Source organism: Alicyclobacillus pomorum DSM 14955, from assembly GCF_000472905.1.
Lineage (GTDB): Bacteria > Bacillota > Bacilli > Alicyclobacillales > Alicyclobacillaceae > Alicyclobacillus_A > Alicyclobacillus_A pomorum.
On sequence record NZ_AXAR01000004.1, the window covers coordinates 102,883 to 127,355 of the forward strand.

Consider the following 24,473-nt stretch of genomic DNA (forward strand, 5'->3'; position numbering starts at 1 on the left):
TAGGGTGCCACAGAAAAGCTCACTCACTCGCCATTCCGGGCTGTAAAAGTCTTCATCTCTGTCCGCTCCACGGCTTCCGCGACCAGTCGCTCCACTGCAAGCGCGCGCTCGGCCTCCTCCACTTCGGCCAGCTTCGGCCGTGTTGCCGGGTTCTTCGGAACGAACAGCGTACAGCAATCCTCATAAGGAAGGATGGAAGTCTCGTACGTGCCGATTTGGCGAGCCCGCCTCATGATGTCGACTTTGTCCTCCGCCACCAGTGGACGAAGAACCGGCCATCGAGTCACCGCGTTGATCACGTGCATGCTCTCCAACGTCTGACTGGCCACCTGGCCCAGGCTTTCACCTGTGACAAGCGCAAGTAATTTCCGGCGACGCCCAATTTCCTCAGCAATCCGGAGCATCATTCGCCGCATGATGGTAATTCCCAAGGAGTCCGGGCAGTGCTTACGGATTTCCGTTTGGACGTCAGTGAAATGGACCGTGTGCATGTGGACGCGTCCACCCCAGTCGGCGAGAATCTGTGCGAGGTCCTCTACTTTCTGCAATGCCCGCTCACTCGTGAACGGGTAACTGTGGAAATGAATGGCCTCGACTTCCGCACCGCGTTTCATGGCGAGCCACCCTGCGACAGGGCTGTCAATGCCACCGGACAACAGCAGACCGACTCGCCCCGCAGACCCGACGGGCATGCCGCCCACGGCTGGGACCTTCGTCCCGTACACCATCGCTTCCTGGTCCCGCACTTCCACGAACACCGTGATGTCCGGATGATGGACGTCCACGGTGATATCGGAGACCGCCTGCAGCGCGCGGCCCCCCAACACCCGCGCCAATTCAAGAGATTGCATTGGGAAACGTTTGTTGGCCCGCCGGACTTCAATCTTGAACGTCCGCGCATGGTCTACTTTCACTGCATCAGACAGCGTGTCTACGACGGCTGTGGACATCTGGTCCACATCCAGTCCCGTCACCTTGGCCGGACTGAGCGAGACGATACCGAAGACGTTTTGCAGGCGACTCAGTACGTTGCTGACCTGCGTTTCGTCGCTTTCCACCATCATTCGCCCGCCTGTATGGTGAATCCGGACCCCTTTGCAGCCCGCGAGTTTCTGCTTCATGTTGCGAACCAATATCCGTTCAAACTCTGCTCGATTCTTGCCTTTGAGGCTGATTTCCCCGTATCGAACGATAATGTGTTGTGTCATGGCGCTCCCTACCTCTCCAAGTCGACCAACCAGCGAACTTGCGATTCCACAATTGCAAGCGCTCGGTGGACGTCGTCCAATGTGTGCCACGGCCCTAACGAAAACCGTATTGTACCGTTGATTTGTGCTGGAGACAGCCCCATCGCGCTCAGCACATGGCTGGCTTTCACATGTCCGCCCCGCGTGGAACAGGCAGACCCTGTGGAGACGTACAGCCCCTTGGCTTCCAGCGCGTGCACTAGGACTTCCCCTTTAAGCCCTTCAAACGAAGCACTCACAATGTACGGTGATTTGGGGCTCGGAAGGTGGACCGTGCATCTGGGCAATTGCCGGAGTCCGTCCACCAGTGCATTCGACAGCTGTTCGACGTGTTGCCAACGTGCCTCCACGTGACGCCCAGCCACTTCTGCAGCTGTCCCGAAAGCGATGATGCCGGGCACGTTTTCCGTCCCCGACCGCAATCCGTTTTCTTGCCCGCCGCCGTACAGAAGCGGTGCAATACGCACGCCTTGCCGGAGATACAAAGCCCCAATCCCTTTGGGCGCACCGATTTTGTGGCCTGACATGGTGTACAAGTCCACACCGAGATCCCGAATCCCACTCGGAACTTTTCCGAACGCCTGGATGCCATCGACGTGAAACAATACTTTTGGCCTCTCCTGCAATGCGCGTCCGATGTCGGCAATTGGCTGTATCGCGCCTGTTTCGTTGTTGACGTGCATCACACTGACCAGCACAGTGTCGTCTGTCACGGCGTCCAGCACTGCTTCTGCCGACACGCTGCCGTCCGTGGCAGGCGGCACGTAAGTGACGTGCCAGCCATCGCGTTCCAGCGCCTGAAAGGCCTCTCGAACCGACGGATGTTCAATCTGCGTGGTGACCATGTGTCCACCGCGTCCCCGATACTGCTTCGCGACACCGAACACCGCGAGGTTGTTGGCTTCTGTACCACCACCGGTAAACACCAGTGTGCCACTGGACACGCCTAGACATTTACGCACCTGTTCTCGTGCCCGTTTCAATTGCGCTTCCGCCTGCACCCCTTTTCTGTGCAGGGACGAAGGATTTCCAAACACGTCAAACGACGCCACCAGCGCATCCCGCACTTCCGGTAGAAGTGGAGTGGTCGCGGCAGTGTCGAAATAGATCTCTTCCATTGCAGAGACTCCTTTAGTGGTATGTGGACGAAAGCGTCTGTCCGAACGCTCCGCCTTATTAGCTTACCGAAACATGTCAGCGATTTGCAAAGTAAAGAAGGCACGCATGCAACGCGTGCCTTCTGGAGTCGTGTACCTTTTCCGGCCCCGTTTTATTTTTGGCCAACGACTTCGTTCCGGCGCAACGCCGTAACAGGAGCCCCTACCCAGCGAGCGAGATCGACAATTCGGCAAGAGTAGCCCCACTCATTGTCATACCATGCAAGAACCTTGACCGTGTGCCCGCCGATGACCATGGTAGACAAACCATCCACAATGGCCGAGCGTTCATCGCCATTGAAGTCAACCGACACCAGTGGCTCGCCGGTATAACCGAGAATGCCGAACAGCGAGGATTTCGCAGCTTCTTCCAGAGCTGCGTTGACATCTTCCACAGTGACCGTGGACTCGACTTGAGCAACCAGGTCAATCAACGACACATTCGGAGTCGGAACGCGCAGGGAAACTCCGTTCAATTTTCCCTGTAACGCGGGTATGACCAGGCCAATCGCTTTCGCAGCCCCGGTACTCGTTGGGATAATGGATTGTCCGCAGGCCCGCGCTCGCCGCAAATCCTTATGCGGGTTATCCAGATTACGCTGGTCATTGGTATAGGCGTGAACGGTGGTAACGAGCCCGCTCTCCACGGTGAACGCCTCGTGTAACGTCTTGACCACGGGTGCGAGGCAATTTGTCGTACAGGAAGCCCCAGATACAATGTGGTGCTCGTCGGGATTGTACGAATCGTGGTTGACACCCATGACAATCGTGGCGTCTGCTTCGCCGTCCCCTTTCGCGGGCGCAGTAATAATGACTTTGCGTGCCCCTTGCTCAAGGTGTACACCGGCTGTTTCACGGGTACGGAACTTCCCGGTCGCCTCGACCACGACATCGATATCTAACTCACCCCACGGCAACTCCGACGGATTGCGCGTGCTGAAAACGCGTGTGTGCTGCCCTCCAACACGCCAACCGTCACTCGTCAGTTGAATATCCCTGTGCCATGTGCCATGCAGAGAATCGTACTTCAACAAGTGGGTCAACGTTGCTGCGTCTGCGGTGCCATTCACTGCGACAACCTGAATATCTCCAAATTCCAGGGCGCGCCGATAGACCATTCTCCCTATCCGTCCGAAGCCGTTGATTGCGATACGAATTGTCATCCTGGGACGCTCCTTCTCTTTGTGTAAAACGCCGAAAATAGATCATACGATTTGTTCTTATGTATCTATATTACACAAAAAGAAAGGAATGTACCATACTAAATGTGTGTATTTCTCGACATTAGTATGTCACAAACCGTGGATTGAATTAGGCTTTACTGGTGTACAAAAAATGAATCCCTAACAGTAAAAACACCAGCCCCGCAATCATACACGCAATGGCCAATTTTCGAAGCACTTCTCTCGCCCCGCTTCACCATTCACATTCGAGCACGCAGAAGCGCTCTCCCATCCCTCCGGGTAGCACCAGTTGCTTGAACTCGCCGACCCATCGGGTGTACTGACCGGGAGCCGCAGCGTCTGCACGGGCCTGCAGTTCCTCTGCAATGCCTTCGCGCAACAGGAAATTCCCTTGTGGCAACAACGTGGCACAGCGACAGCCGCTGAGCCTCGCAGCGTGGACGACGTAGTCCCAATGGACGTCCGCCGTCAGATCGACGTCCCCAGGGTTCTCTAATGGATGAACAATTCGATGTTGCGAGAAGGCCCGCAACGTGCCGTTCGGACGCACGCCCTCGGACCATTCCTGAGTGGAAATCCCGTAGTCGAAAAAAACCGCCTTTATGGGCGCGCCATACGTGCAACAGCGCGCGAAGAACGATGCCACGTCTGGGGCAATTTCAGCGATTTGCCCCGGTTGGATAGGTAGCCACCGCGCAGCCAAAGCAGCCAGTTCGTCGCTGGCAGCAGCCCACATCCAGCAGAATGCCCCGTCCTTGCTTTCACACACATGTGCGCGTTCCCAATCACGGGGACCTGTACCGGTGCGCCGCAAGCGCTCCACAGGAAGTGCATCCAGAACTTCATTCGCAATCAGCACCGTGGGCACATCTGGTTGTGGATTGCTCCATCGAATGCGGGAGCCCCATTTTGCGTCACGCGCCGATGCTTGTTGAATGGCTCTGAGCTTGTGGGACACATCGACGATACAGTACGACCATTGGACAGAGGTCGGCAACCGTTGCTCCAATGCTCGGCAAACGCCGAGCGCGAGCTCTCCCTGGCCCGCGCCCAACTCCACCACTTGCAGCGCGCTGGGCTCTCCAAAGTCTTTCCAGCAACGTGCAACATACCGCCCCAGCGTTGCGGAGAACAGCCGACTCTGAGCGGACGTATAGAAATCCGCACCCTCTCTGCCAATCGCTACGCACCGTTGGTAGTACCCGAGGTTGTGGTACAGTGCGATGTCCATGAACTCGTAGAAAGAAATACAGCCTTGCTCTCGAATGGATTCCCGAAGTACGTCCTGAACGGTTCTCGTCTTCATGCGTGTCACTTGCGAACAATGATTTCGTCAATCAAACCGTAGGCTTTCGCTTCTTCCGCATCCATGAATCGATCCCGGTCTGTGTCCTGTTCCACGCGTTCCAAGGGCTGGCCCGTGCGCTCACTGAGGATGCGGTTTAACCGATCCCTGGTCTTCAGAATGTGTTCCGCGTGAATCTGGATATCGGACGCTTGACCCCGTGCACCGCCAAGTGGCTGGTGGATCATTACTTCTGAGTTTGGCAGGGCATACCGCTTGCCTTTCGCACCGGCCGCGAGTAATACGGCCCCCATGCTGGCGGCAAGTCCTACACAAATAGTGGAAACGTCTGGTTTGATGTGCATCATCGTGTCGTAAATCGCGAGACCCGCGGAGACAGAGCCGCCAGGACTATTGATGTACATTTGAATATCCTTCTCAGGATCTTCCGCTGCCAAGAACAGCAACTGCGCCACCACAGCGTTGGCCACGTCGGCGTCAATCGCACTGCCGAGAAAAATGATGCGGTCCTTCAGAAGTCTCGAATAGATGTCGTAGCTGCGTTCCCCCCGCGACGTCTGTTCAACAACAATGGGTACCAAACTCATGAAATCTCCTCCTTTGAAGTGTTTTCCTTGCTACTTCTTGCAAGCATCCAGCATTCCCATTCACAGTATGACGCAACCCCGGCTAATAGTCAAGGATAGTCAAAGTCAAACATGGTACGTGCAGCAGACGGACATACTACCGATAAATGAGGAGGTTTGGACATGCAAAAAAACATCGGCACCGCTGACCAATACCTACGCCTGGTCAGTGGAACCATCGCACTCGTCAGCGCTGTACAAACGCGCCGCAACCCACTGGTACAAGCTGCATTGACCACTTACGGCGCGATGAAGGTCGCAGAAGGAATTACCGGTTGGTGTCCTCTCATGCATGCGCTGGGAATTCAATCCACTGAGGACACGCAGGCGCACAAGAAAGGGACACAACCTTCCGCAAAGCGGACGCCTCTCCGAGAACCTGTAAAAAACCTCGCAAAGCCCAGTGACAACGACGGCTCGCATGCCAACGGGGCATTGGAAACAACGTACACATTCAGTGAGACCGATTCCCTCAACACTTCATATCAATGAGAAAAGGGGTCGCCGCATCATCGGCGAACCCCTTTTTACTTATCGGAGGGCCTGATACGCCACCTTGGCTGGACGAAACCGCACTCCAAATTTGCCACGGCGGGTCTGATACACCTGGACTTCGCTTGGTGTTGAGCTTCCGCGAATTCGCTCATCCGCCTCCACCCACATGACGGCACAATACGCTTCAAACTTTGAGTCGTACAAACCGGCAAAGTACACCCAGTTCTGGTCCATGGCCACCGCCTCCCCGCACCTAGTATGCACGGGGCGGCACAACATCCTGCGGGGAATGTTTGCCGCTGCCAGCGGTTCGGTCTATTCAGATATATACACGGCCGCCGCCGATGTTCAGCACATTTTCCTTACCGAGGACGTGCCGTGCAATCATCATGGCTTCCCAATTCCGACCGTGGTAGGACGTCACCAGGCGTTCCAGGATTTTGACCTGATAACCGGAGTCAACCAGAGAGAACATGGTCGCCAACACGGCTCCCTCCGCGTCAACACCTGCAAGATGGACTTCATCGATGTTCTTTTCCTCCAACAAACGCTTCGTGTCCTCGGTGTACCCTGAATATGTGCTTTTTTGAACAACAACAGCTGACGGGTGACGGACGACGAGCGTATCCTTTCCATTAATCTCTTCGTACACCCACCGTGTGAGCACGATGGCATCATACTCCGTTGCGTGTTCGTCGACGTATCGCTGGCACAGAGGCGCTATGTAATCTAAGATGTTTCGAAGAAAATCCTCTTGAACATCGAGGACCATCAGTGCCTTTTTCACGATTCTCACACCTCTCCGAAAATTCGTTATTATCTTAACATGCGCCGCGTAGAAACGCACTGCACAAATCAAAATCCTGCATCACAGTCCGCTGCTACGCGCATGTGTCACGGGCTTGCCAGCCCATTCCTTCTTCTATGTCACACGCAATTCTGATACAATACTAACACCAAAGCGCGGCAGCACGAATGAGTGCGCCGTGGCACAGTCGTCCATCGGGCATAGACTGTGATAGCGACGTCTCAATCCCAACCGTCCAATCTTCGAAGGAGGGATGTGCGCGATGATTACGAGACAAGATTTGCTACTCCTGAAAACAAAAATTCTCCCAACCGGTGCTGAAGAGATTCTCGACTATCTGGCTTCGAAGCACCATCAGGTCGAGATGACGAATATTGTCCTGGAAAACGTGCCCCTTCTGATTATCGGGCGGCATGGTATGATTGCCCGCATTCCGACGGGTGGCGGCGTACAAAAAGTGAGTCAGCCAGCTGAAATTTTGGAACAACTCCAGCTCTTTTTCCAAAAACAAGACACGCTATACCTATTCATTAACCTCCCAGACATTCCTATGCCGAGCGAAGTCACGCAAGTACTTGAAGAAGTGCAGCGGAGGCACGACCGCAAACAGGAGCTTCGCAAGCTCATTGACGAAGCGTTGGAACGACGTGACAAAGCGCTGTTTATGGCAGCGTCTAACGAATTGAAACAACTCATTAACGAACCCAGTGCGGATGACCTGCACTCGAGGCGAATTTCGTTTTCGTAGTCCGCGTGCACTTCACAAACACGCGGTAAGACAGGAGGCCCCGATGGATCAGTCCTTTGTTCTCTATGACGAAATCGAGTCCACCTCCACGCGTTTTGTGGGGTATGCGGGAGACTACGCCAGGTTTGACCTGGCCATCACCACCACGAGTCATTTTTACGGCAAAAAGTTGGTCTGTGACATCCAATCCGGACGTACGGCCATCATGAATGATGCAGACGCGGCCAACATCCCGTATGTGATGCACGCGTTTCAGATTCAAGATGAAAACGAAGCGCGGGAGTTTTCCGAATTCCTGCTTGCAAACCTGTAACGCTCGACCATATGACCGCGACAGCGGTCATTTTCTTTACGCCCCTACTCCAAAGTGATGTCCAAGAGGCCGCTGTGCTGCTCCCGGAATGCCGCCGCAGCCTCTGCGTACTCTTCCTCGTCCAGTGGATCCAACACCAGGTTTGGCGGTTCTCCTGTGATGCGGAACAAAACAACCTCCGGTTCTGCAGATACGGCCTCTGGATAATATGCCCCATAGGCCCTATTGCCCACGACAAAATAACTACCCAGCACGTACTTGCGGGGCTCCTTGTCGCCTTCTGCCAGCTGTACAAAGAAAATATGTTCGATGATGTCCATCACGCGATGGGTGAAGGTCTGACCTGGGTAATCCAACATCAAGGCATCTGCTTGATGTTCCTGAATCACGAAAAGAAGTTTGGTATCATCTCTGTCCCAACTGACAAGCAACAAATGGGCATTTTCAAAAACAAACGCGTAGTGCTTTGCCTTCGGAAACATGAACCTCAGGTCGTCCCGCTGCATTCCGTTCGCCCTCCCGCGTGTCAAGAACAGCAAAACAGCAGGGGAAATGGCCCTGCTGTTTCGTGTCAGACTTACACATTTGCGTCCTCAATCTCTTTCGCCAACGCTTTATCAAAATTCTCCTTGGTCTCAGAAGCACAGGTGATAAGCATCCAAAAAAGTCCGATGGCCGCTACTGCCATGCCAATCAGTCCGTTGGTAAACATATGCTGTGCCTCCTCTCGCCTCGCGGCTTTGTTCTTAGATTAAGAATGATTCGCGTCCGGGTCAAGGCCGAGTTCACGAAAGTTGTTTGATGGATTTGCAAAATTCCAATAGATTGGTTCAGCACAGATAATTCTTCATCGTGATTTTGCAAATCGCTGGTTTGAGCATCGTTCGTCATCACGTATAATAGCGAGTATAGACATTCGGTTTACCATCTCATTGAGTGTCTGAAGGGAGTCGCCAATTATGCATAAGACGCGTAAACTCCGCTATATCCTGTTCAGCGCAGTATTTGCCTTGGTGTTACTCGGACTCGTCGCACAATCCTACCCGCTGTTGGTGGTTCTCGCGATGGTCGCGATTGCCATAGGCGTTATTGCAGACAAACTGGAGAATCAGCCGACCGAACCGTTTAAGAAGTACAATGAACTCCACCACGGACACTGAGCGTAGGCTAGCACCGTTGGCGTTTTGGTCGTACCAGAGGAGGCAGTCATGATGAATCACAACGAGCTCTGGGCTGAAACGGAGGAATTGGCAGACCTCATTATTCAGGCTCCAGAAATCGTGGCGTACCAAGCAGCAGAACAGCGCATGAAGGCGCACCCGACCGCCCAGCGGATGATTGCACAGCTGAAATCGCTTCAGGAACAAGTGGCTGAATACCAGGCACGGAAGGTTCCACCCAAACACTACATTCATTTGCTGAAGGACTCCGAATCTCTCCTGGCAGATCTGGAGAAAATACCAGAAGTCGCCGAGTTCCAGAAAGCTCAGGCTGCGGTCAACGAGCTGTTACAGGCGGTGACCCAACGGTTGGCGAAGGCTGTCCTGCGCAAAGTGTCGGACGAAGAACACGGTTGAGGCTTGTCAGACTCCGAATACATGCTGATGACTCCTGCTTCGTTGACAAACATGGCATCACGTGCTATGTTTTACAAGTTATTTTCCCAGTTGAACGAAAGAAGGGTTGCACATGGCGGATCATCAACACGACCACAATCACGACCACGAACATGAGTTTGACGAAGAAGTCATCTTGTTGGAAGATGAAGACGGCAACGAACACCGATTCGTACTCGGAGATGTCATCGAAGTCGAAGGAAAAAGCTATGCAGTCCTGCTTCCTATCGACGAGGACATCGAGGAAGGTGTTATTTTCCGAATTGAAGGCGAAGAAGGCGACGATTACGTCCTCGCAGATATTGAATCGGACGAAGAGTGGCAGAAAGTCGTGGATGCCTACAATGCGTATATGGACGAAGAAGACGACGAAGAGGAAAGCTGATGAACTTCACGGGGGCCTACAAGGCCCCCTTTTTTAGGGTCTCAGTACCAATCCTTCCACCCCACATCTCCACATCCCCTTCTGCTCGGCACCGTACACGCATGGATCCAATCCCCGAGGTATAGCTTGTTGCAAAGTTGATACCTTAAGAGCAACCCCGCCCTGACATTTGGTGGGATGTGGAGGTGGACTCTGTGACAAAACAGCCAGCGCGACCGAACTCTCTCCCCCCAACCGATCTCTCGTCGGGACTGGACGTCACTCGGGAACAAGTCAGCAACATGTATATGGCTGGCACAAGCGACGGTAGCCTGTTCGAAGAGGAAGACCGCGCGGGGCAGGATGCCACACGTGACGACACGCGGCCAGAAACGTAAGAAAGGGCAATCCATCATGGATTGCCCTTTTCATCTGGAGCCACCTATCGGATTCGAACCGATGACCTGCTCATTACGAGTGAGCCGCTCTACCCCTGAGCCAAGGTGGCATCTTCAAGTGATGTATCCGTGAAACCGATTGAAATCAGACCAGCTGCCAACCGTCCGACACGGATTGGCAAAGTGGATAAAAAATTGCTCAGAGCCTGCAGGCGCCCCGCAGGCTCCCACGCTTGGTAGCGGCGAGTGGACTCGAACCACCGACACCACGGGTATGAACCGTGTGCTCTAACCAGCTGAGCTACGCCGCCACAGTGGCGGAGAGAGAGGGATTCGAACCCTCGAGGCGGGTTTAAACCGCCTACACGATTTCCAATCGTGCTCCTTCGACCAACTCGGACATCTCTCCAGGTCCTCTCGATTGGACGAGCAGTAAACGATTTATGGACAGTGGTTATGTTAGCATGATCAAGTGCTACCAAGCAAGTGCATTCTTACAGAAAATCAGTGATTTTTCATTCCAGTTTTATCCTCACTGTGCGTCCACATGCCAAGCCACCTCATCCCTACCGCTCAACATTTCGCTTGGAACGGTGTGGCGTCGCGGTATGAAGTCCGGATCACTCCTCAGAAGTCCCATTCCTCGAAGGATGTTCGTTTTCAGAATGCCTGTTGTATGGCATGTTGTACACATCCCTTCGTGTTCGTCGCAAGGGCAGCATTCCCCAGTCGTAGACAGAGTTGACGGTATATGCAATCAGCGTCAATCCTCCCGCCAGGATGGCAACGGTAATCCAAAACATACGTCGTCCCCCTTTTCAGTGTCGTTACAATTTCAGTTTCATCCTTCCCACAATGACATCCAGATATGGTCGTTTGTCACTGCAAACTCGGTGGTTTGAACGGTAAAAACAGGGCGCAGCTGTTTCCACTGCGCCCCAGGACGTATTTCTGCGGAAGCCTAAGATTCTACACTCGCCACAGCAGATTCCAAAAATGCCGCGTGCAACTCAGACACGGACCGATCCAATTCGCTGGCTGGGATGATGCACGATACCTTGATTTCAGACGTACTCACCATCTTAACCGGAATGTCGTTGTCCGCAAGTACTTGGAACATCTTCGCTGCGACACCAGGATTACTGATCATGCCTGCTCCCACAATCGATACTTTGGCCAAGCCGGTCTCTGACACCAGGTCCGTGTAGCCAAGGTCTGTGCGCAGTTCTCGGACAATCCGTAACGCCTTGTCTGCATCTACGTCCTTGACGGTGAAGGAAACGTCGACTTCCGCTTCGTCCACAACACTCTGCACAATCACATCCACGTTCACGCTGTTCTTCGCCAACGTGCCAAAAACAGCCGCCAATCCGTGACGGCGAACCGCAACGCCAATCAATGCGATGCGGGAAACCTCCCGCTCAAAGGCAATCCCTGTGACTACATGTCGTTGTTCAAAGCCCTGTGCTGTCTCCGTCACCCATGTACCTTCTTCCTCCGAAAAGCTGGACCGCACCACAAGTGGCACTCCGAATTGCTTGGCATTTTCAACGGCCCTCGGGTGAAGCACCTGTGCCCCAAGGTTTGCCAACTCCAACATCTCGTCGTACGACACGTGCTCTAGCTTACGCGCTGTTTTCACAACTCTTGGATCCGTTGTGAACACGCCTGAAACGTCCGTGTAGATCTCGCAGACATCCGCTTTGAGCACGGCCGCGACCGCGACAGCTGTCGTGTCTGACCCGCCGCGACCCAGTGTTGTGATGGAACCACCGGCGATGCCCTGGAATCCAGTGATGACAGGTACGGTCCCCGCTTGCAAAGCTTGTTCCAACGCCTCTGCGTGAATCTCCATCACGCGCGCGGCTCCGTGTACAGGCTCGGTCTCAATGCCAGCCTGCCATCCTGTAAAGGACTGCGCGGCAATTCCGCGGCGCTGCAGTGCCATCGCGACCAGCGCCGCCGACACCTGTTCACCCGTTGAGAGCAGGGCGTCCAATTCCCGTGCATCCGGCTCCGCCGTGATGGCCTTGGCCAGTGCCAACAATTCGTCCGTGGTATGGCCCATCGCCGACACGACGACAGCGACTTCATGTCCCTCGCGCCGAGCACGAGCCACCCTGTCAGCCACCGCTTCAATCCGTTCGACGGATCCGACCGACGTGCCTCCGTACTTCTGTACCATCCGCAATGCAGTCCACTCCTAGGTGTTTTCCACTATGATATAGCACTGCGCTGCTTCGGTAAAGACGTATCTTCCGTGAGGTTTACTCGGTCGCGATACTCTGATCTGTGAGATCCTTTCCAGGCCGGATCATCACGAAGAATTCGGCAGGCCGCGCCAGCAACGGAGCCAACTGAGTGGCAGCTTCACGTTGTCCGGACTTCCTGAGTTCCTTTTGATACGCGGACAAGAGACCAATCACATCCGCCTCCCCTTCCGCATCCAGGGGTTTGATGGTCACTTTGGCCCCTTTGGCAATGCGCTTACGCAACGCAGACTCCGTGAAGCCCAGGGCTGGATTCAACTTGACGTAGACAGAACCACCTGTCATACCAGAGCAGATCCACGGTCCTGGGTCTCCCAAAACCACTGCCCGGCCGGCCGTCATGTACTCAAAAGCGAACCCTGCGATGTTCGCGCGGGCACCGATGAATCCGAGTTCGTCCCGGATGGGACCTGTCAGGTCGCCGCCAATCACCACATCAGCACCAGAGAGTCGGATTCCGGCGCGAGCGTCGGCGTTGCCCTGCACGATAAACAGTCCTCGCTGTGCGCCGTAAGCCAGGCCTTTGCCGACAGACCCACCGACCCATCGGCCATCGGGTGTGCGATGCTTGAGAACGATGGTGCGTCCGCCGTATGCACCCTTGCCGACGCCATCCTGGGCCCCACCATAGACCACATGATGCACGCCAGTGACTTGGTACGCCGCAAACCCGTTGCCAACTGGGAAGGGGTACACCGCTTCGAACGGCTTGTCGCCGCCCTTCCGTCGTCTGACTCTGTCCCCACTTTCCCACGTCCCGAGGACACGCGGCGCGGACCGGATGTGTGGCGTGGACGGCGAGTCAACCGTCGACAGAAAGCTTCCTCCTTGACCAGTGCCGTGCGAGTATACGGGCGTCATGGAAGTCTCCGTACCCGCTGCGACCGCGACCGATGCATCCATGAGCTCCAGTCCCTCGTCGTTCTCCCAATGGCGGTAGCGAATCTGCGTGCCAAGTCCTGTGAAGTCCTTGCGCTGGGTCAGCCAATGGAGGTCCACTTGGCTGGTTCTCCCGAAAGGTTCTAGCAGATCCGCGCGTCCCACGAGATCCTGTGTGCGCTTGGCACCGAGTGCTGCGGTCAAGACGCGAACGTGTTCACCGACCGCGGTAAACCAGCGAACCAGTCTTTCCACCGCAAGATCAAATTCCTGCGGGATGAACTGCTTCAGCCCTTTTTCCCGTGCCTCCTCGAGACTGGTCATCTGCGTCGCAATGCCGACATGGCACGTGTCCTTGTGGCAGGCGCGACACGACGTACAGCCAATCGCCACCATCGCCATGGTCCCAAACCCAACGCGATTCGCACCCAGCAAAATGGCTTTCATCACGTCCATGCCCGACTTCATGCCACCGTCTGCCCACACTTCGGCCACGTCCCGCAGTCCCGCTTCACACAATGCGTCGTGCACCAATTTGATGCCGATGTCCACCGGAAGTCCGACGTGCCGAATGGCATGCGCGCGCGCAGCGCCCGTTCCGCCATCGAAACCACTCAACTCCACGATGTCCGCCCCCGCCTTGACAATGCCCACGGCAATGGTTCCAATATTCGGCACCACAGGTACTTTCACAGCAATCTTCGCGAACGGGTTAAGCGTCCGCAGCTCGTAGATGACCTGAGCGAGATCTTCGATGGAATAAATGTCGTGGTTGTTGGACGGCGAAATAAGATCAATACCAGGTGCGGCGTTTCGCGCATTGGCGACTTGTACCGTCACTTTCGAACCGGGTAAGTGCCCGCCTTCCCCCGGCTTCGCGCCTTGGCCAATCTTGATTTCCAAGACGTACGCCCCGTTGCACAACTCCGCGTTGACGCCAAAGCGCCCGGATGCAACTTGACGGCCGCGGTTTTTCGGATACGCGTTCAACAGGTCCTTGATTTCTCCGCCTTCTCCGTTCATCGCGAGAATGTTCAACCGATACGCCGCTTCCGCGTACGCGCGGTACGCCGTCTCTCCTTGCGATCCGAACGACATCGAACTGATGACCAGCGGATACGCATGGCTGTCAATGGTCGTATCGACCGATGATACTTCCGACGGATCCACGACCTCGGCGTTGTTCGATTTCAACCGTAGTGCGTGCCGCAGACTGACCGGATTCTCCTCTTCCATCGTCTGTAGCTTCTCGAAGAACTGGTCGTACGCCAAACTGCCGTCTGCAACCTGACCGGCGGATTTCCAGATGCGCGGGTACATCTGAAACGCTCTGGAACGCCCCAGTTGCCGTTCTTCTTCGAGTGCATACACCCGTTGGCGTTCCTCGGCATCCTGTTCCATTTCGCTGAAGCCGTAGCCGACAGAGTCGGACGCGCAGAAGGTAGGGATGCCGAGAATCTCTGCAACCTGTTCACTCAGACCGATGGCACTGAATAGTCGCTCGTACCCTCGCAATTCGTGAATTCCAAGGGTCGACAGTACTTTCTCAATGCCTTTGCACAGCGCTGTATACACGTTTTCCACTCCGTGCACGCCGCCCTTGTCGCAACAGGCTTCCCACATCAGGTACGGGTTGACTGCGTCCGCGCCAAGGCCAAGCGCTACCATGATGTCGTGCAAATTGCGCAAACCGCCACTCCGCAGGACGAGACTGGTCCGCCGCCTCAGGTGCTCTCCTCCGCGGCTAGACGCCGGGCGCAACAATCCTTTGTGGACCGCAGCGAGGGCGAGGAGGGGATCGATGTGCCGACCACGCACGAATTGCAGGCGGTCGTCCAAGATCACCACATTGGCACCAGCTTGCACTGCGGCAATCACTTCTTTACGCAGGCGTTCCAGACACTGCGTGATAGATTCGTCCGGTTTCCGGTGTAACAGAACTTCCACTGTACCATAGGGGCTGTCGTGCAGAGCCGCCAACGTATCTTCGTAGCACACGGTTCCAAACCGGTGCGCAATGGCCTGTATATCTTGTCGCTCGACGTCCGGCGCAGGTACGTTCGACTCGAGCAACAGAGGCGACGGCAGTTCGATTCGCAGTCCGCCGTGACTCGGATCTTCAAGCGACGGGCGCTTCCCAATCAAGACGCGCGTGCTAAAGTGTTCAATTTCCCGTTCACGGTCGATAGCCGGGTTGGTGACCACCGCCACTGTTTCCTGAATGAAATCAGCGATGGATCGAATACCTCCGGCGAGCGCTGCAAGCGGCTCGTCGTGGCCGAGCGACTTGATAGGTTCCGCAGCCGTCTGCATGTGTGCGTCCAGTAGCTTCACATCGTCCTCACGCCACCCGAACGCCGCAGCGCGAATTTTCCACGGCTTTGCGTCATAGTAAGAGGGGGCTGCTTCTTCTTGTGGATACGGTCCCGGCGAGCGAATGGTTTTGCGCTCACCGCGAAAATCGTACCGCTTCTTCATCCTGGTGAGTACCAGTTGTTGCAGTTCAGCGTACTCGTGGACCGTGACTTGCCCCGTGGAATCCCATGTGACACCAATTTTTTCTCCCGGAGACAACGGCTTAGGATCTGTGACCCACTCGTCTGCCGGAACAATGCCTTGCTCAGAGCTGAAGATATGTCTGTCTGCCGTCTGCACCCACCACATTGGACGAAGGCCAAGCGCATCGACGGAGAACACCGCCTCATTGCCGGAACGAAGCATGACACCTGCCGGTCCTTGCGCAAACGGCCCCCACAGTGCACGCAGGTGCATATACATGTCCGCCAGTTCCTGGGGCATCTGCTTGATTTCGTGAACAATCGGCGGGAAGAAGAGCTCTGCTGTTTCATATAAACTCCAGCCAAAGCGGTGTGTGAAGTGCTCCACCGCTGCCGCCACCATTTGCGAGTCGCTACCTTCCGGATCCAGCTCGATGCCGAGCATCCCTGCTTCTTCGTAGAACCGCGCAATCGTGTTGATTTCGCCGTTGTGTCCCAACGTCCGGAATGGCTGTACGCGCGCAAACGCCGTTTTCGTATTGGTGGAATAGCGAGTGTGTGCCAAAGCGAAAGAAGAGGTAAACGCATCCTCTCGCAAATCGAGATAGTAGTTGTAGAGTGTGTCGCCATCCCCGACGACTTTGTACACAACTGTGGTGTTATCCAACGAGGCGACATGAACTGCGTGTAGTTGTTCCAGCGCAGAGGTGAGTCGAATCAACACATGCTGACCAGGCTCATCTGTGAGTCCAGCGATTTGAACAAACACTGGATTTTCAGCGCGTGCCAAGGGTCCAAGCGCCGCCTCATTGACAGGGTTGTGACGGACGCAGAGCACCCGCGTGTTCAAACTGGACAGCGTCGCTTCGACGTTGTCCAACAGTTGCTCAGACCGGGCCTGTTCCAGAAACAGGTGGGCAACAAAAAATCTAGGGTCCCCAACCAGATGCGGCTCAGTTCCTGCTTCTTTCAACCACCGCCGCCAGAGCGCACGAGGCAGGTCGAGCATCAGGCCGCAGCCATCGCCTTCTCCGCGGACAAATCCAGCGCGGTGTTTTAAGGCGTTTAATGCCTGCACCCCCATGTCGACTGTTTCTCGCGTGCGCACCCCTTCTTTGGCGACGCACGCAAAAATACCGCAAGCGTCGTGTTCCCGTGAGATGGTTCGCGTTACTGCATTCAGATCCACCTGATCACTTCCTTTCCAGCACCGGTATTTTGATTGAGAAGATTGAAAAGTAACCCTATTCAGGAATATGTATATTTATTCCTACAGGGCTTGACAGCAATTATGACAAAAATTTGACTAAATTTCTGACTTCAAGATTCCCAATGGGCCTTAGCATGCGTTGTCGTCGCTGCCGTTGCTTGGATGTATCGTGGACTGCAGATATTTCGGCAGTGGGAACAGAGAACACGGTCATGAAGTGCAACGAATAGGAGGTATTTCTGATGTATTATACACATCAATTTATAAATGTGCAATGCGTTTTCCACCCCACCTCTCCTCGAACAGGCGGTCATCTATCCGCATCTGTCCGTATCATCGGACAATTGTCCCATCATTTGATGGGGTATCTTTCGGAGGAGGGGATACAATGTACGGTGCATTTGGCGGTTATACTCGATGGGCTGTGGTGTTTCTGATTATCTTCGTACTGTTCTTCCTGTTTGTGCCTGCATATGGTCCGACATGCGGTGTTGGGGTGGGCGCACCCGGGATGGCAATGTCAGCATATGATCACCACTACTCTATGTACGGCGGCGGCTACAACTTGATGGGTGGCATGATGGGATACGAGAGCCCGAGCAGCCCTTAATGGCTTGCTCTACGGTGGGCGGGGCCAACGGTCTCCGCCTTTCGCCGTATCGCTCACATGGACAGGCGTTGGTCAACGCACAGTGAAACGCGCATATTTCAAGTAAAACGGGGAACATATTCCTTATAGGAAGGATGTGGAGGTGCAAGACTGTGAACAGAGCTCGCTGGACGCAGACGCTGTGTGTGGTGGGGATGTTGTGCGGCTTCGTCGCTGCTGCGCACGATGCTGCGGGTGGTGCCGCTTGTGCTGCGGTCAAGGAACCCACAGTGGAAGTGGATTTATTCGACAACGGGATGTCACCAAAGACCATCCACGCTCGGGAAAATGCCCCCATCCACTTGCACATCGTAAACCGCGGTCACTTGCAACACCAGTTTTCCATCCCCGGTTTCTACATATTTACGAGAACCTTGTCCCCGGGGGAGGTCTCGGAGGTCGAGTTTTCCCCCTATAAACTTGGCGCGTTCGAAATGACATCAGATCCGGTAGCCGATGGCAGTCCGGAATACCGAGGCAAGTTCGATGTAAGATCGTAAGGTCTAGACGCGGCGCCNCCGGCCACCTTGCTACACACCAAGGGGCCGGCGGCATGTTGCGCGGTTCGCATCAACCGTCCGACGTCACCACAAGTTCGGCAGCAAAGACGGATGGACCAGGTCGGTATCGATGCAGTGTGAACCCGCCGTTCCGTTTTCCCCGTACTGCCATGCTAAGACGCGGCCCGGGCATGGTGGAGCGGCCGGATGCCAAGCGGGAGCGTGGGTCTTCGTCGTGATGCCAGGTTCCCGTTCATTGCTCCACAAGATGAGGTTCCGAGCCACCTTTAGGTCATTCCGTACCGCTGTACAGTACGCCTGGGAAAAACCTCCCGTGATGGGATTGTGATAAATCCCGGGCACGTACTGGGATTTTGTCATGGTGTCCGTCCACCCCCGGATCCACGCTTCGTCGACGACGTAGTCCGCTTCGACGTCTGCGAAGATAACCACGCCTCCGGGCATACCTAGCGCACGCGCCGATGCAATCCCTTCATTGGCTTCTGCGACTCCGCTGGAATACCCGGTGGCGCGACTGAAGTTGTTGAAGATAGCCAAGATGCGCACCCCTCGCTCATGCAAGAAGGTCACTTCTGGGGTGGTTAAGCCGTCACTTACACCGCGAATCGGTTTGATGTAACGTCCCCAAAACACAGGCTTCCCGTACTTATCCACCACGCAGTCGAAGAACGACGTATCGACAGCCGCCGCTGAATCCACGCCCCAGGAAGGTATGGAAAGTACCTGTGGCTCGGGTGTGGAACGCGACGAAGACGTGCCTGGGCTGATTCCTGGACTGGTTTCGGCGCAAGAACAAGGGACATTGGCACTGCCGATACAGTGTTCAGTGGGCGCCACGGGGTGTGGGTACTTCGCAAGTTTGCCCGGAAATCGCCCATGTACAGCAAAGTATGCGAATGCATTGGCAATCTGCTGCGTGTCCGCGGCAGACACGCCCGCAGCGTTGACGAAGTGGTTCTTACCTGGCAACGTGGTCTGCGGCGCAGAAACAACCTCGAACGGCGTATGCCCTCCCGCCTGATTCAGAGGATTTGACCAGCCGCAGGGATTGTAGTAGAGCGCGTTCAAAGCAGCGCCGCCGACAGCAAGGACCAGGTACTCCCCGCTCGCCACGTCGTTCCACGCTTTCGCGTAGTTTCCGGTGACGTTTGCCACAGGAATCCCGGATTGCCTTGCGGCCTCCAGTGCCATCTTACAGTCGGTGGAATCGGCGGCGTACAGTATCACTTTGTTTGCTGGAACCGTCATACGCTCACTCCCCTTCTACGGACTTGAACGTGGCCTACGAGCAATTTTTTTTGCAACTTGCGCACACTAGCGGCAGGATTTCTTGCTCTGCCAAAGAATTCTGTCCTGTTGTCGAAGTTTGTCTATTCAAGGAGGAAAATGAGATGCGCATACAAATGGTCGCTTCTGCGGCCGCAGTACTGACATTCGGTGCCCTCTTGACCGGATGTGGCACCGCAGCAAACAACGACACAAACAATGCTGGCAACACCACGGGGGCAGCCCCTAAGTCAAATTTCAAAGTGGGACTGGTCACCGACACAGGAGGCTTGAACGACCACGGATTTAACTTCCTTTCCAATCAAGGCCTTCAGCAGGCAGTGAAACAACTGGGTGTACAAGGTGCGGTGGTTCAATCCCAATCGGCGAACGACTACGTTCCCAACTTGCAAAGATTTGCCCGCCAGGGGTACAACGTCGTCATTGCCGTCGGATTCCTGATGGATGATGCTGTGAAACAGGTCGCGCCACAGTATCCGAACACGAAGTTTCTTATCATTGACGATCCAATTCAAGGCATCCCCAACGTCACGAGCGCCATCTTCAACACGGAGCAATGCGGCTACCTGGTTGGCGCCATGGCAGGTTTGTTAGAAAAGCAAGGAAAACTCCCCGGCCTCAACAGCAAAAACATGCTGGGCGTCGTCGGCGGCCAAGCGATACCACCGGTCACGTCATACATCGCCGGATTCCAGCAAGGTGTGGCGAAAACGGACCCCGGTGCGACGGTAGAAGTGAAATTCGCCAACAGTTTCAGCGACCAGGCGCTGGGCAGTCAGATTGCACAACAAGAAATCAACGATGGCGCGGACATCCTCTTTCAGGTTGCTGGCGGCACCGGTGTAGGCGTTATCAATGCCGCGAAGAGCAAGCACGTGTACGCCATTGGCGTCGACGCGGATCAGGCGTACCTCGCTCCAGACACCATCCTGACGAGCGCGGTGAAGGGTGTGGATACGTCGACCTTTGACGTCATCAAACAGGCTGTGAACCACCAGTGGAAATCTGGCATTCAGTACTTTGATCTCAAGAACAACGGTGTCGGTCTTGGCACAGTGAACCCCAAAGTGCCACAGGACGTGCAAAAGCAGGTCGACCAGCTTGCGCAACAGATCAAGAACGGAACCATTACTGTTTCGCCAAATATGAAATAAGTCAGGGTCATATTCTCGGTCCAGGTCGTCCCTGGGCCGTTTTCGGGAATCAAAGGAACGGGAGAGGAGGCCCCGGATGACCAGCTTTTTGGAAGTTGTCGACCTGGTGAAACATTTCCCCGGCGTCAAAGCGAACGACGGAGTCAACTTAACCTTGCACAAAGGTGAAGTGCACTCCATTCTCGGCGAAAACGGAGCGGGTAAGTCCACTTTGATGAAGCTCATTTACGGCTTGTATCAACCGGACAGCGGCGAAATTCGCCTGGAAGGCAAGCCCGTCAAGTTTCACAGCCCGCGGGACGCCATTCGCGCCGGAATCGGTATGGTTCATCAACATTTTATGTTAATTCCCGCGTTGACGGTCGCAGACAACATTGTGCTTGGCGACGAACCGGGTGGCATCACGTACAAGCGGGCTGAAGCCGAGAAAAAAGTCCGGGAGTTGTCCGAAAAGTACCGACTCGAGGTAGATCCGTCGGCGAAAGTCGAACAACTCAGCGTCGGTCTCCAGCAACGCGTGGAAATCTTGAAAGCCCTTTACCGCAAGGCAAAGGTGTTGATTCTCGATGAACCGACGGCAGTGCTCACGCCACAGGAAACCGAAGAACTGTTCAGTGTCGTCCGCCACTTGAAGTCGCAAGGCATCCCAGTCTTGTTCATCAGTCATAAGCTGGACGAGGTGCGGGCTATTGCGGATCGGGTGACGGTCATGCGCGCGGGCAAAACAGTGGAAACCCTGCCCATTGGCGATGCCACACCACAGCAGTTGGCAAACCTGATGGTTGGACGCGAAGTGGTCTTGCGCGTCGAGAAGACCAAAGCCAATCCGGGCGAAGTCATTTTGGACGTGCAACAGTTGCGCGTAAACGATACGGCGCGGCGGGAAAAAGTACGCAACGTCTCGTTCCAAATTCGAGCAGGAGAAATCTTTGGTATCGCTGGCATTGACGGCAACGGCCAAACGGAACTGGTAGACGCCATCGCGGGACTACTCCCTATCGTCGGTGGACGTTTGCGGTTCCTCGGACGGGACATCACGCGGTTGTCGACAGCGGAACGGACCAAAGCCGGGATTGCGTACGTCCCACAAGACAGACAATTAGATGGATTGGTGCTCGACTTTACTCTGACGGAAAACGCCATCCTCCGGGATTTCAAGCGCAAGCCATTCTCGAAAGGCGGTATTCTCTTCCACAAACCTGCGAAGACTTATGCGGAGCGTTTGATCAACTTGTTTGACGTCCGGCCCCGCGACGTGAATCGACACGCCGGTGACTTGTCAGGAGGGAATCAGCAAAAAGTCATTCTGGCGCGGGAAGTGTCCCGTGAGCCGCACTTGCTGATTGCCGTTCAACCGACACGCGGCCTGGACGTGGGCGCCATCGAAGGCATTCACAAACAACTGCTTCGCTTGCGGGACGAAGGAAAAGCGATTCTGCTGGTTTCACTGGAACTCGACGAAATCCTCAGCCTGTCAGACCGGATTGGCGTCATTCACAGCGGAGAGATGGTCGGGATTGTCCCCGGCGAATCGGCGACGCGTGAACAGCTGGGTCTCCTCATGACAGGTGTGACGAACGGGGAAGCGACGGAGGTGACGACTAGGTGAAACACATCATGCGGGCGTTGGCGACACCAGTCATCGCTTCCTTGCTCGCCATTATCATCGGTGGCATTATCGCGGCCGCCATCGGGTACAACCCATTGCAAGTCTACGGGGCGCTCATTTCTGGGGCGTTCGGAAATGCCGCGAATATCGGTTACACGCTCGCCATCGCTACGCCTCTCATCTTGATTGGACTCGGCATTGCGATTTCGTTCCGGGCCGGCCTGTTCAATATCGGCGCCGAAGGCCAGTACTGGGTCAGCGTGATGGCGGCAACCTGGGTTGGTTATCACTTCACAGGGCTACCTGGGTGGCTCCACGTCATCCTCTGCCTCGTTGTCGCGATGCTCGTCGGTGGCCTCTGGGCTGGTATCATTCCGGGACTTGCGAAGGCGTATCGAGGCGCGCACGAAGTCATCACCACCATGATGATGAGCTACACTGGTATTTTGCTGTGCAAGTATATGATTGAAGACGGCCCGATGCGTAAACCAGGGTATATTCCAGAATCCTATCCAATTCCTCAAAATACGTGGCTACCAACTCTGATACCACAGTCGCAGTTGACCATTGGCATTGTCATCGCCATTGTCGCTGTCGTCGTGGTCTGGTTCGTGTTGTTTCACACAACACTCGGTTTTCAACTGCGCGTAGTCGGATCCAATCCGCGCGCTGCTCGCTATGCAGGGATCCGAGTCCCGCTATACACAGTCCTCGCGCTGGGGATCAGCGGTGTCCTGTCGGGATTGGCCGGCGGCGTGCAATTGCTGGCCATTGACCACCGACTGGCCGAAGGGTTTAACACCGGGTACGGGTTCACGGGCATCGTCGTCGCCCTGTTGGCTCGAAACAACCCGTTTGGCGTCATCGTCGCCGCCGTCTTTTTTGCTGCGCTGTCCACGGGTGGTCAGAACATGCAGCAGGTGACCAATATCCCAGCAAGCCTGACGGACGTGTTGACCGGATTGATTATTTTCTTCGTCGCCGCGGAACGAATCGTGCCGCAAGTGATCCAGTGGTACAAACGGTGGACGTCGCGCGCGTCTACATCCATTTCCGAGGAGGGTCCGAAGCCGGCATGAACATCCTTACCAACGCACAACTCTGGGCCTCTACACTCGCCATGGCGGTGCCGCTCGCATTACCTGCGATTGGCGGTACGTTTTCAGAACGCACCGGCGTCGTCAACATCGCCATGGAAGGCATCATGTTGATGGGCGCATTCTTCGGGGTTGCCTTTTCGTACTGGACCGGCAGCGCCTGGGTGGGACTCCTCTGTGGACTCATCATGGGTGGACTGCTATCCGCTGTCTTCGCGTGGGCCGCGATTCGACTGGCCGCGGATCAAGTCGTCCTCGGCATGGCCATTAACATCTTTGCCGCGGGCTTAACGGCCTTCCTGCTGGATACCATCTTCGGGTTCGGCGGCACGCCGCCACAGACCCCTCAGCTTCCGACGTTGTCGATACCAGTCCTGTCGTCGATTCCGTTCATCGGCGCCTTTTTCACGAATCAAAGCGTGCTGGTGTACGTGATGTTGGTCATCGTAGTCCTGTCGCACTGGTTTCTGTTCCACACGCGCATTGGGCTGCGCATGCGCTCCGTCGGCGAAAATCCGCTGGCAGCCGACACCGCTGGGCTGAATGTGTGGCGTCTGCGGTACGCTGGCGTCATCATCGGCGGTGTGTTGTCCGCACTGGGTGGCGTGTATCTGTCCCTCGGGATTCTCAACTCGTTTGACGTCAATATGACCAACGGTCGCGGTTATATCGCGCTGGCGGCCATGATATTTGGCAAGTGGACGCCCCTCGGGTCGTTCGCCGCATCGCTGCTCTTTGGATTTGCTACGGCGCTCGGCATTGCCTTACAAAACCACGGGATTTCAGCAAATCTGTTGGGTATGTTGCCGTATCTGTTGACCATTCTTGCGCTCGCGGGACTGGTAGGTCGCAGCAAAGCGCCAGCCGCTGACGGAATCCCCTACAATCCGCAGCGTTAACGTAAGACCCTTGACACACGAAGGGCCGCTCTAGGGTACATTGACGCCCTGGAGACGGCCCTTCACTTTCTATGCCGTTTTTGTGTCGCTGGAAGGGTCTGCGCAACCAAAAAGAGAACGCCGACTCCGAGACCCTGG

General features: G+C 55.4%; 25 protein-coding genes and 3 tRNA genes. 13 read left to right on the plus strand and 15 right to left on the minus strand.

Going from position 1 to position 24,473, the window contains the following annotated elements:
• Positions 1-23: 23 nt before the first annotated feature.
• From thiI to clpP, 5 genes are all read right to left on the minus strand, one after another.
• A complete protein-coding gene (thiI, locus tag YWK_RS0105565; protein WP_026964027.1) occupies positions 24-1,208 on the minus strand; it encodes a tRNA uracil 4-sulfurtransferase ThiI in 1,185 nt (394 codons plus the stop codon).
• 8 nt (positions 1,209-1,216) lie between these two features.
• Positions 1,217-2,365, minus strand: a complete 1,149-nt coding sequence (locus YWK_RS0105570) for a cysteine desulfurase family protein (RefSeq protein ID WP_026964028.1) — start codon at positions 2,363-2,365, stop codon at positions 1,217-1,219.
• Between the two features lie 152 nt (positions 2,366-2,517).
• Entirely contained in the window at positions 2,518-3,567 is a 1,050-nt protein-coding gene (gene gap, locus YWK_RS0105575) for a type I glyceraldehyde-3-phosphate dehydrogenase (RefSeq protein WP_026964029.1), read from the minus strand.
• A gap of 253 nt (positions 3,568-3,820) precedes the next feature.
• Complete coding sequence (locus YWK_RS0105580; protein ID WP_026964030.1) at positions 3,821-4,894, minus strand: class I SAM-dependent methyltransferase; 1,074 nt, start codon at positions 4,892-4,894, stop codon at positions 3,821-3,823.
• A 5-nt stretch (positions 4,895-4,899) separates the two neighbouring features.
• Positions 4,900-5,481, minus strand: a complete 582-nt coding sequence (gene clpP, locus YWK_RS0105585) for an ATP-dependent Clp endopeptidase proteolytic subunit ClpP (RefSeq protein WP_026964031.1) — start codon at positions 5,479-5,481, stop codon at positions 4,900-4,902.
• A gap of 162 nt (positions 5,482-5,643) precedes the next feature.
• On the opposite strand from clpP, the gene YWK_RS18500 reads away from it, so the two are divergent.
• Positions 5,644-6,012 carry a YgaP family membrane protein gene (locus YWK_RS18500; RefSeq protein WP_035466155.1) on the plus strand — a complete coding sequence of 123 codons (369 nt, stop codon included), beginning with the start codon at positions 5,644-5,646 and terminating at the stop codon, positions 6,010-6,012.
• Positions 6,013-6,051: 39 nt separating this feature from the next.
• On the opposite strand, the gene YWK_RS0105595 is transcribed toward YWK_RS18500, so the two are convergent.
• Positions 6,052-6,249, minus strand: a complete 198-nt coding sequence (locus tag YWK_RS0105595; protein ID WP_035466156.1) for a hypothetical protein — start codon at positions 6,247-6,249, stop codon at positions 6,052-6,054.
• Positions 6,250-6,334: 85 nt separating this feature from the next.
• Complete coding sequence (locus YWK_RS0105600) at positions 6,335-6,802, minus strand: cysteine hydrolase family protein (RefSeq protein WP_026964033.1); 468 nt, start codon at positions 6,800-6,802, stop codon at positions 6,335-6,337.
• Positions 6,803-7,085: 283 nt separating this feature from the next.
• Between YWK_RS0105600 and YWK_RS0105605 the strand changes: the two genes are divergently transcribed.
• Positions 7,086-7,571 (plus strand): IDEAL domain-containing protein, encoded by a 486-nt coding sequence (locus YWK_RS0105605; protein ID WP_026964034.1) that lies wholly within the window; start codon positions 7,086-7,088, stop codon positions 7,569-7,571.
• A 43-nt stretch (positions 7,572-7,614) separates the two neighbouring features.
• Positions 7,615-7,884: a DUF3055 domain-containing protein gene (locus tag YWK_RS0105610; RefSeq protein ID WP_026964035.1), complete on the plus strand. Its 270-nt coding sequence runs from the start codon at positions 7,615-7,617 to the stop codon at positions 7,882-7,884.
• Between the two features lie 44 nt (positions 7,885-7,928).
• Here the strand turns inward: YWK_RS0105610 and YWK_RS0105615 are convergent, their stop codons facing one another.
• Complete coding sequence (locus YWK_RS0105615; RefSeq protein WP_026964036.1) at positions 7,929-8,390, minus strand: hypothetical protein; 462 nt, start codon at positions 8,388-8,390, stop codon at positions 7,929-7,931.
• A 71-nt stretch (positions 8,391-8,461) separates the two neighbouring features.
• Positions 8,462-8,596, minus strand: coding sequence for a hypothetical protein (locus YWK_RS22625; protein WP_281172231.1), 135 nt, complete (start codon positions 8,594-8,596; stop codon positions 8,462-8,464).
• 247 nt (positions 8,597-8,843) lie between these two features.
• On the opposite strand from YWK_RS22625, the gene YWK_RS0105625 reads away from it, so the two are divergent.
• From YWK_RS0105625 to YWK_RS0105640, 4 genes are all read left to right on the plus strand, one after another.
• Positions 8,844-9,044, plus strand: a complete 201-nt coding sequence (locus YWK_RS0105625) for a hypothetical protein (RefSeq protein WP_026964037.1) — start codon at positions 8,844-8,846, stop codon at positions 9,042-9,044.
• 51 nt (positions 9,045-9,095) lie between these two features.
• Positions 9,096-9,461: a YlbF/YmcA family competence regulator gene (locus YWK_RS0105630; RefSeq protein WP_026964038.1), complete on the plus strand. Its 366-nt coding sequence runs from the start codon at positions 9,096-9,098 to the stop codon at positions 9,459-9,461.
• Between the two features lie 112 nt (positions 9,462-9,573).
• Positions 9,574-9,885, plus strand: coding sequence for a DUF1292 domain-containing protein (locus tag YWK_RS0105635; protein WP_026964039.1), 312 nt, complete (start codon positions 9,574-9,576; stop codon positions 9,883-9,885).
• Positions 9,886-10,079: 194 nt separating this feature from the next.
• Positions 10,080-10,262, plus strand: coding sequence for a DUF4025 domain-containing protein (locus YWK_RS0105640; protein WP_026964040.1), 183 nt, complete (start codon positions 10,080-10,082; stop codon positions 10,260-10,262).
• A gap of 35 nt (positions 10,263-10,297) precedes the next feature.
• Here the strand turns inward: YWK_RS0105640 and YWK_RS0105645 are convergent.
• The 5 genes from YWK_RS0105645 to YWK_RS0105670 all read right to left on the minus strand — a co-directional run bounded on the left by YWK_RS0105645 (position 10,298) and on the right by YWK_RS0105670 (position 17,098).
• Positions 10,298-10,372 (minus strand) — tRNA-Thr (locus YWK_RS0105645).
• 124 nt (positions 10,373-10,496) lie between these two features.
• Positions 10,497-10,573 (minus strand) — tRNA-Met (locus YWK_RS0105650).
• A 4-nt stretch (positions 10,574-10,577) separates the two neighbouring features.
• Positions 10,578-10,671: transfer RNA gene (locus YWK_RS0105655), tRNA-Ser, on the minus strand.
• 552 nt (positions 10,672-11,223) lie between these two features.
• Positions 11,224-12,447 (minus strand): aspartate kinase, encoded by a 1,224-nt coding sequence (locus YWK_RS0105665; RefSeq protein WP_211231381.1) that lies wholly within the window; start codon positions 12,445-12,447, stop codon positions 11,224-11,226.
• An 82-nt stretch (positions 12,448-12,529) separates the two neighbouring features.
• Positions 12,530-17,098, minus strand: coding sequence for a glutamate synthase-related protein (locus YWK_RS0105670; RefSeq protein ID WP_035466158.1), 4,569 nt, complete (start codon positions 17,096-17,098; stop codon positions 12,530-12,532).
• 409 nt (positions 17,099-17,507) lie between these two features.
• On the opposite strand from YWK_RS0105670, the gene YWK_RS18505 reads away from it, so the two are divergent.
• Together YWK_RS18505 and YWK_RS0105680 are read left to right on the plus strand one after the other, a co-directional pair.
• The gene (locus tag YWK_RS18505; RefSeq protein ID WP_035466160.1) at positions 17,508-17,729 is read left to right on the plus strand and encodes a hypothetical protein; all 222 of its coding nucleotides are present in this window, start codon (positions 17,508-17,510) and stop codon (positions 17,727-17,729) included.
• 152 nt (positions 17,730-17,881) lie between these two features.
• Positions 17,882-18,268, plus strand: a complete 387-nt coding sequence (locus YWK_RS0105680) for a cupredoxin domain-containing protein (protein WP_026964044.1) — start codon at positions 17,882-17,884, stop codon at positions 18,266-18,268.
• Positions 18,269-18,352: 84 nt separating this feature from the next.
• Here the strand turns inward: YWK_RS0105680 and YWK_RS21790 are convergent, their stop codons facing one another.
• A complete protein-coding gene (locus tag YWK_RS21790) occupies positions 18,353-19,537 on the minus strand; it encodes a glycoside hydrolase domain-containing protein (protein ID WP_051375192.1) in 1,185 nt (394 codons plus the stop codon).
• Between the two features lie 143 nt (positions 19,538-19,680).
• Between YWK_RS21790 and YWK_RS0105690 the strand changes: the two genes are divergently transcribed.
• From YWK_RS0105690 to YWK_RS0105705, 4 genes are all read left to right on the plus strand, one after another.
• Complete coding sequence (locus tag YWK_RS0105690) at positions 19,681-20,730, plus strand: BMP family lipoprotein (RefSeq protein WP_026964046.1); 1,050 nt, start codon at positions 19,681-19,683, stop codon at positions 20,728-20,730.
• 76 nt (positions 20,731-20,806) lie between these two features.
• Complete coding sequence (locus YWK_RS0105695; protein WP_026964047.1) at positions 20,807-22,339, plus strand: ABC transporter ATP-binding protein; 1,533 nt, start codon at positions 20,807-20,809, stop codon at positions 22,337-22,339.
• Complete coding sequence (locus YWK_RS18510; protein ID WP_051375194.1) at positions 22,336-23,418, plus strand: ABC transporter permease; 1,083 nt, start codon at positions 22,336-22,338, stop codon at positions 23,416-23,418. Before YWK_RS0105695 ends, YWK_RS18510 begins: the two co-directional genes overlap by 4 nt.
• The gene (locus YWK_RS0105705; RefSeq protein WP_026964048.1) at positions 23,415-24,335 is read left to right on the plus strand and encodes an ABC transporter permease; all 921 of its coding nucleotides are present in this window, start codon (positions 23,415-23,417) and stop codon (positions 24,333-24,335) included. The genes YWK_RS18510 and YWK_RS0105705 overlap by 4 nt, the downstream gene beginning before the upstream one ends.
• Positions 24,336-24,473 lie beyond the last annotated feature (138 nt).

Bases quoted from the DNA above. Each gene is read 5' to 3' on its own strand.
- YWK_RS21790 (WP_051375192.1), bottom strand. From the start codon at position 19,537: ATGACGGTTCCAGCAAACAAAGTGATACTGTACGCCGCCGATTCCACC.
- clpP (WP_026964031.1), bottom strand. From the start codon at position 5,481: ATGAGTTTGGTACCCATTGTTGTTGAACAGACGTCGCGGGGGGAACGC.
- YWK_RS0105605 (WP_026964034.1), top strand. From the start codon at position 7,086: ATGATTACGAGACAAGATTTGCTACTCCTGAAAACAAAAATTCTCCCA.
- thiI (WP_026964027.1), bottom strand. From the start codon at position 1,208: ATGACACAACACATTATCGTTCGATACGGGGAAATCAGCCTCAAAGGC.
- gap (WP_026964029.1), bottom strand. From the start codon at position 3,567: ATGACAATTCGTATCGCAATCAACGGCTTCGGACGGATAGGGAGAATG.
- YWK_RS0105625 (WP_026964037.1), top strand. From the start codon at position 8,844: ATGCATAAGACGCGTAAACTCCGCTATATCCTGTTCAGCGCAGTATTT.
- YWK_RS0105630 (WP_026964038.1), top strand. From the start codon at position 9,096: ATGAATCACAACGAGCTCTGGGCTGAAACGGAGGAATTGGCAGACCTC.
- YWK_RS22625 (WP_281172231.1), bottom strand. From the start codon at position 8,596: ATGTTTACCAACGGACTGATTGGCATGGCAGTAGCGGCCATCGGACTT.
- YWK_RS0105695 (WP_026964047.1), top strand. From the start codon at position 20,807: ATGACCAGCTTTTTGGAAGTTGTCGACCTGGTGAAACATTTCCCCGGC.
- YWK_RS18500 (WP_035466155.1), top strand. From the start codon at position 5,644: ATGCAAAAAAACATCGGCACCGCTGACCAATACCTACGCCTGGTCAGT.
- YWK_RS0105705 (WP_026964048.1), top strand. From the start codon at position 23,415: ATGAACATCCTTACCAACGCACAACTCTGGGCCTCTACACTCGCCATG.
- YWK_RS0105665 (WP_211231381.1), bottom strand. From the start codon at position 12,447: ATGGTACAGAAGTACGGAGGCACGTCGGTCGGATCCGTCGAACGGATT.
- YWK_RS0105690 (WP_026964046.1), top strand. From the start codon at position 19,681: ATGCGCATACAAATGGTCGCTTCTGCGGCCGCAGTACTGACATTCGGT.
- YWK_RS0105595 (WP_035466156.1), bottom strand. From the start codon at position 6,249: ATGGACCAGAACTGGGTGTACTTTGCCGGTTTGTACGACTCAAAGTTT.
- YWK_RS18505 (WP_035466160.1), top strand. From the start codon at position 17,508: ATGTACGGTGCATTTGGCGGTTATACTCGATGGGCTGTGGTGTTTCTG.
- YWK_RS0105615 (WP_026964036.1), bottom strand. From the start codon at position 8,390: ATGCAGCGGGACGACCTGAGGTTCATGTTTCCGAAGGCAAAGCACTAC.
- YWK_RS0105570 (WP_026964028.1), bottom strand. From the start codon at position 2,365: ATGGAAGAGATCTATTTCGACACTGCCGCGACCACTCCACTTCTACCG.
- YWK_RS0105580 (WP_026964030.1), bottom strand. From the start codon at position 4,894: ATGAAGACGAGAACCGTTCAGGACGTACTTCGGGAATCCATTCGAGAG.
- YWK_RS0105635 (WP_026964039.1), top strand. From the start codon at position 9,574: ATGGCGGATCATCAACACGACCACAATCACGACCACGAACATGAGTTT.
- YWK_RS0105610 (WP_026964035.1), top strand. From the start codon at position 7,615: ATGGATCAGTCCTTTGTTCTCTATGACGAAATCGAGTCCACCTCCACG.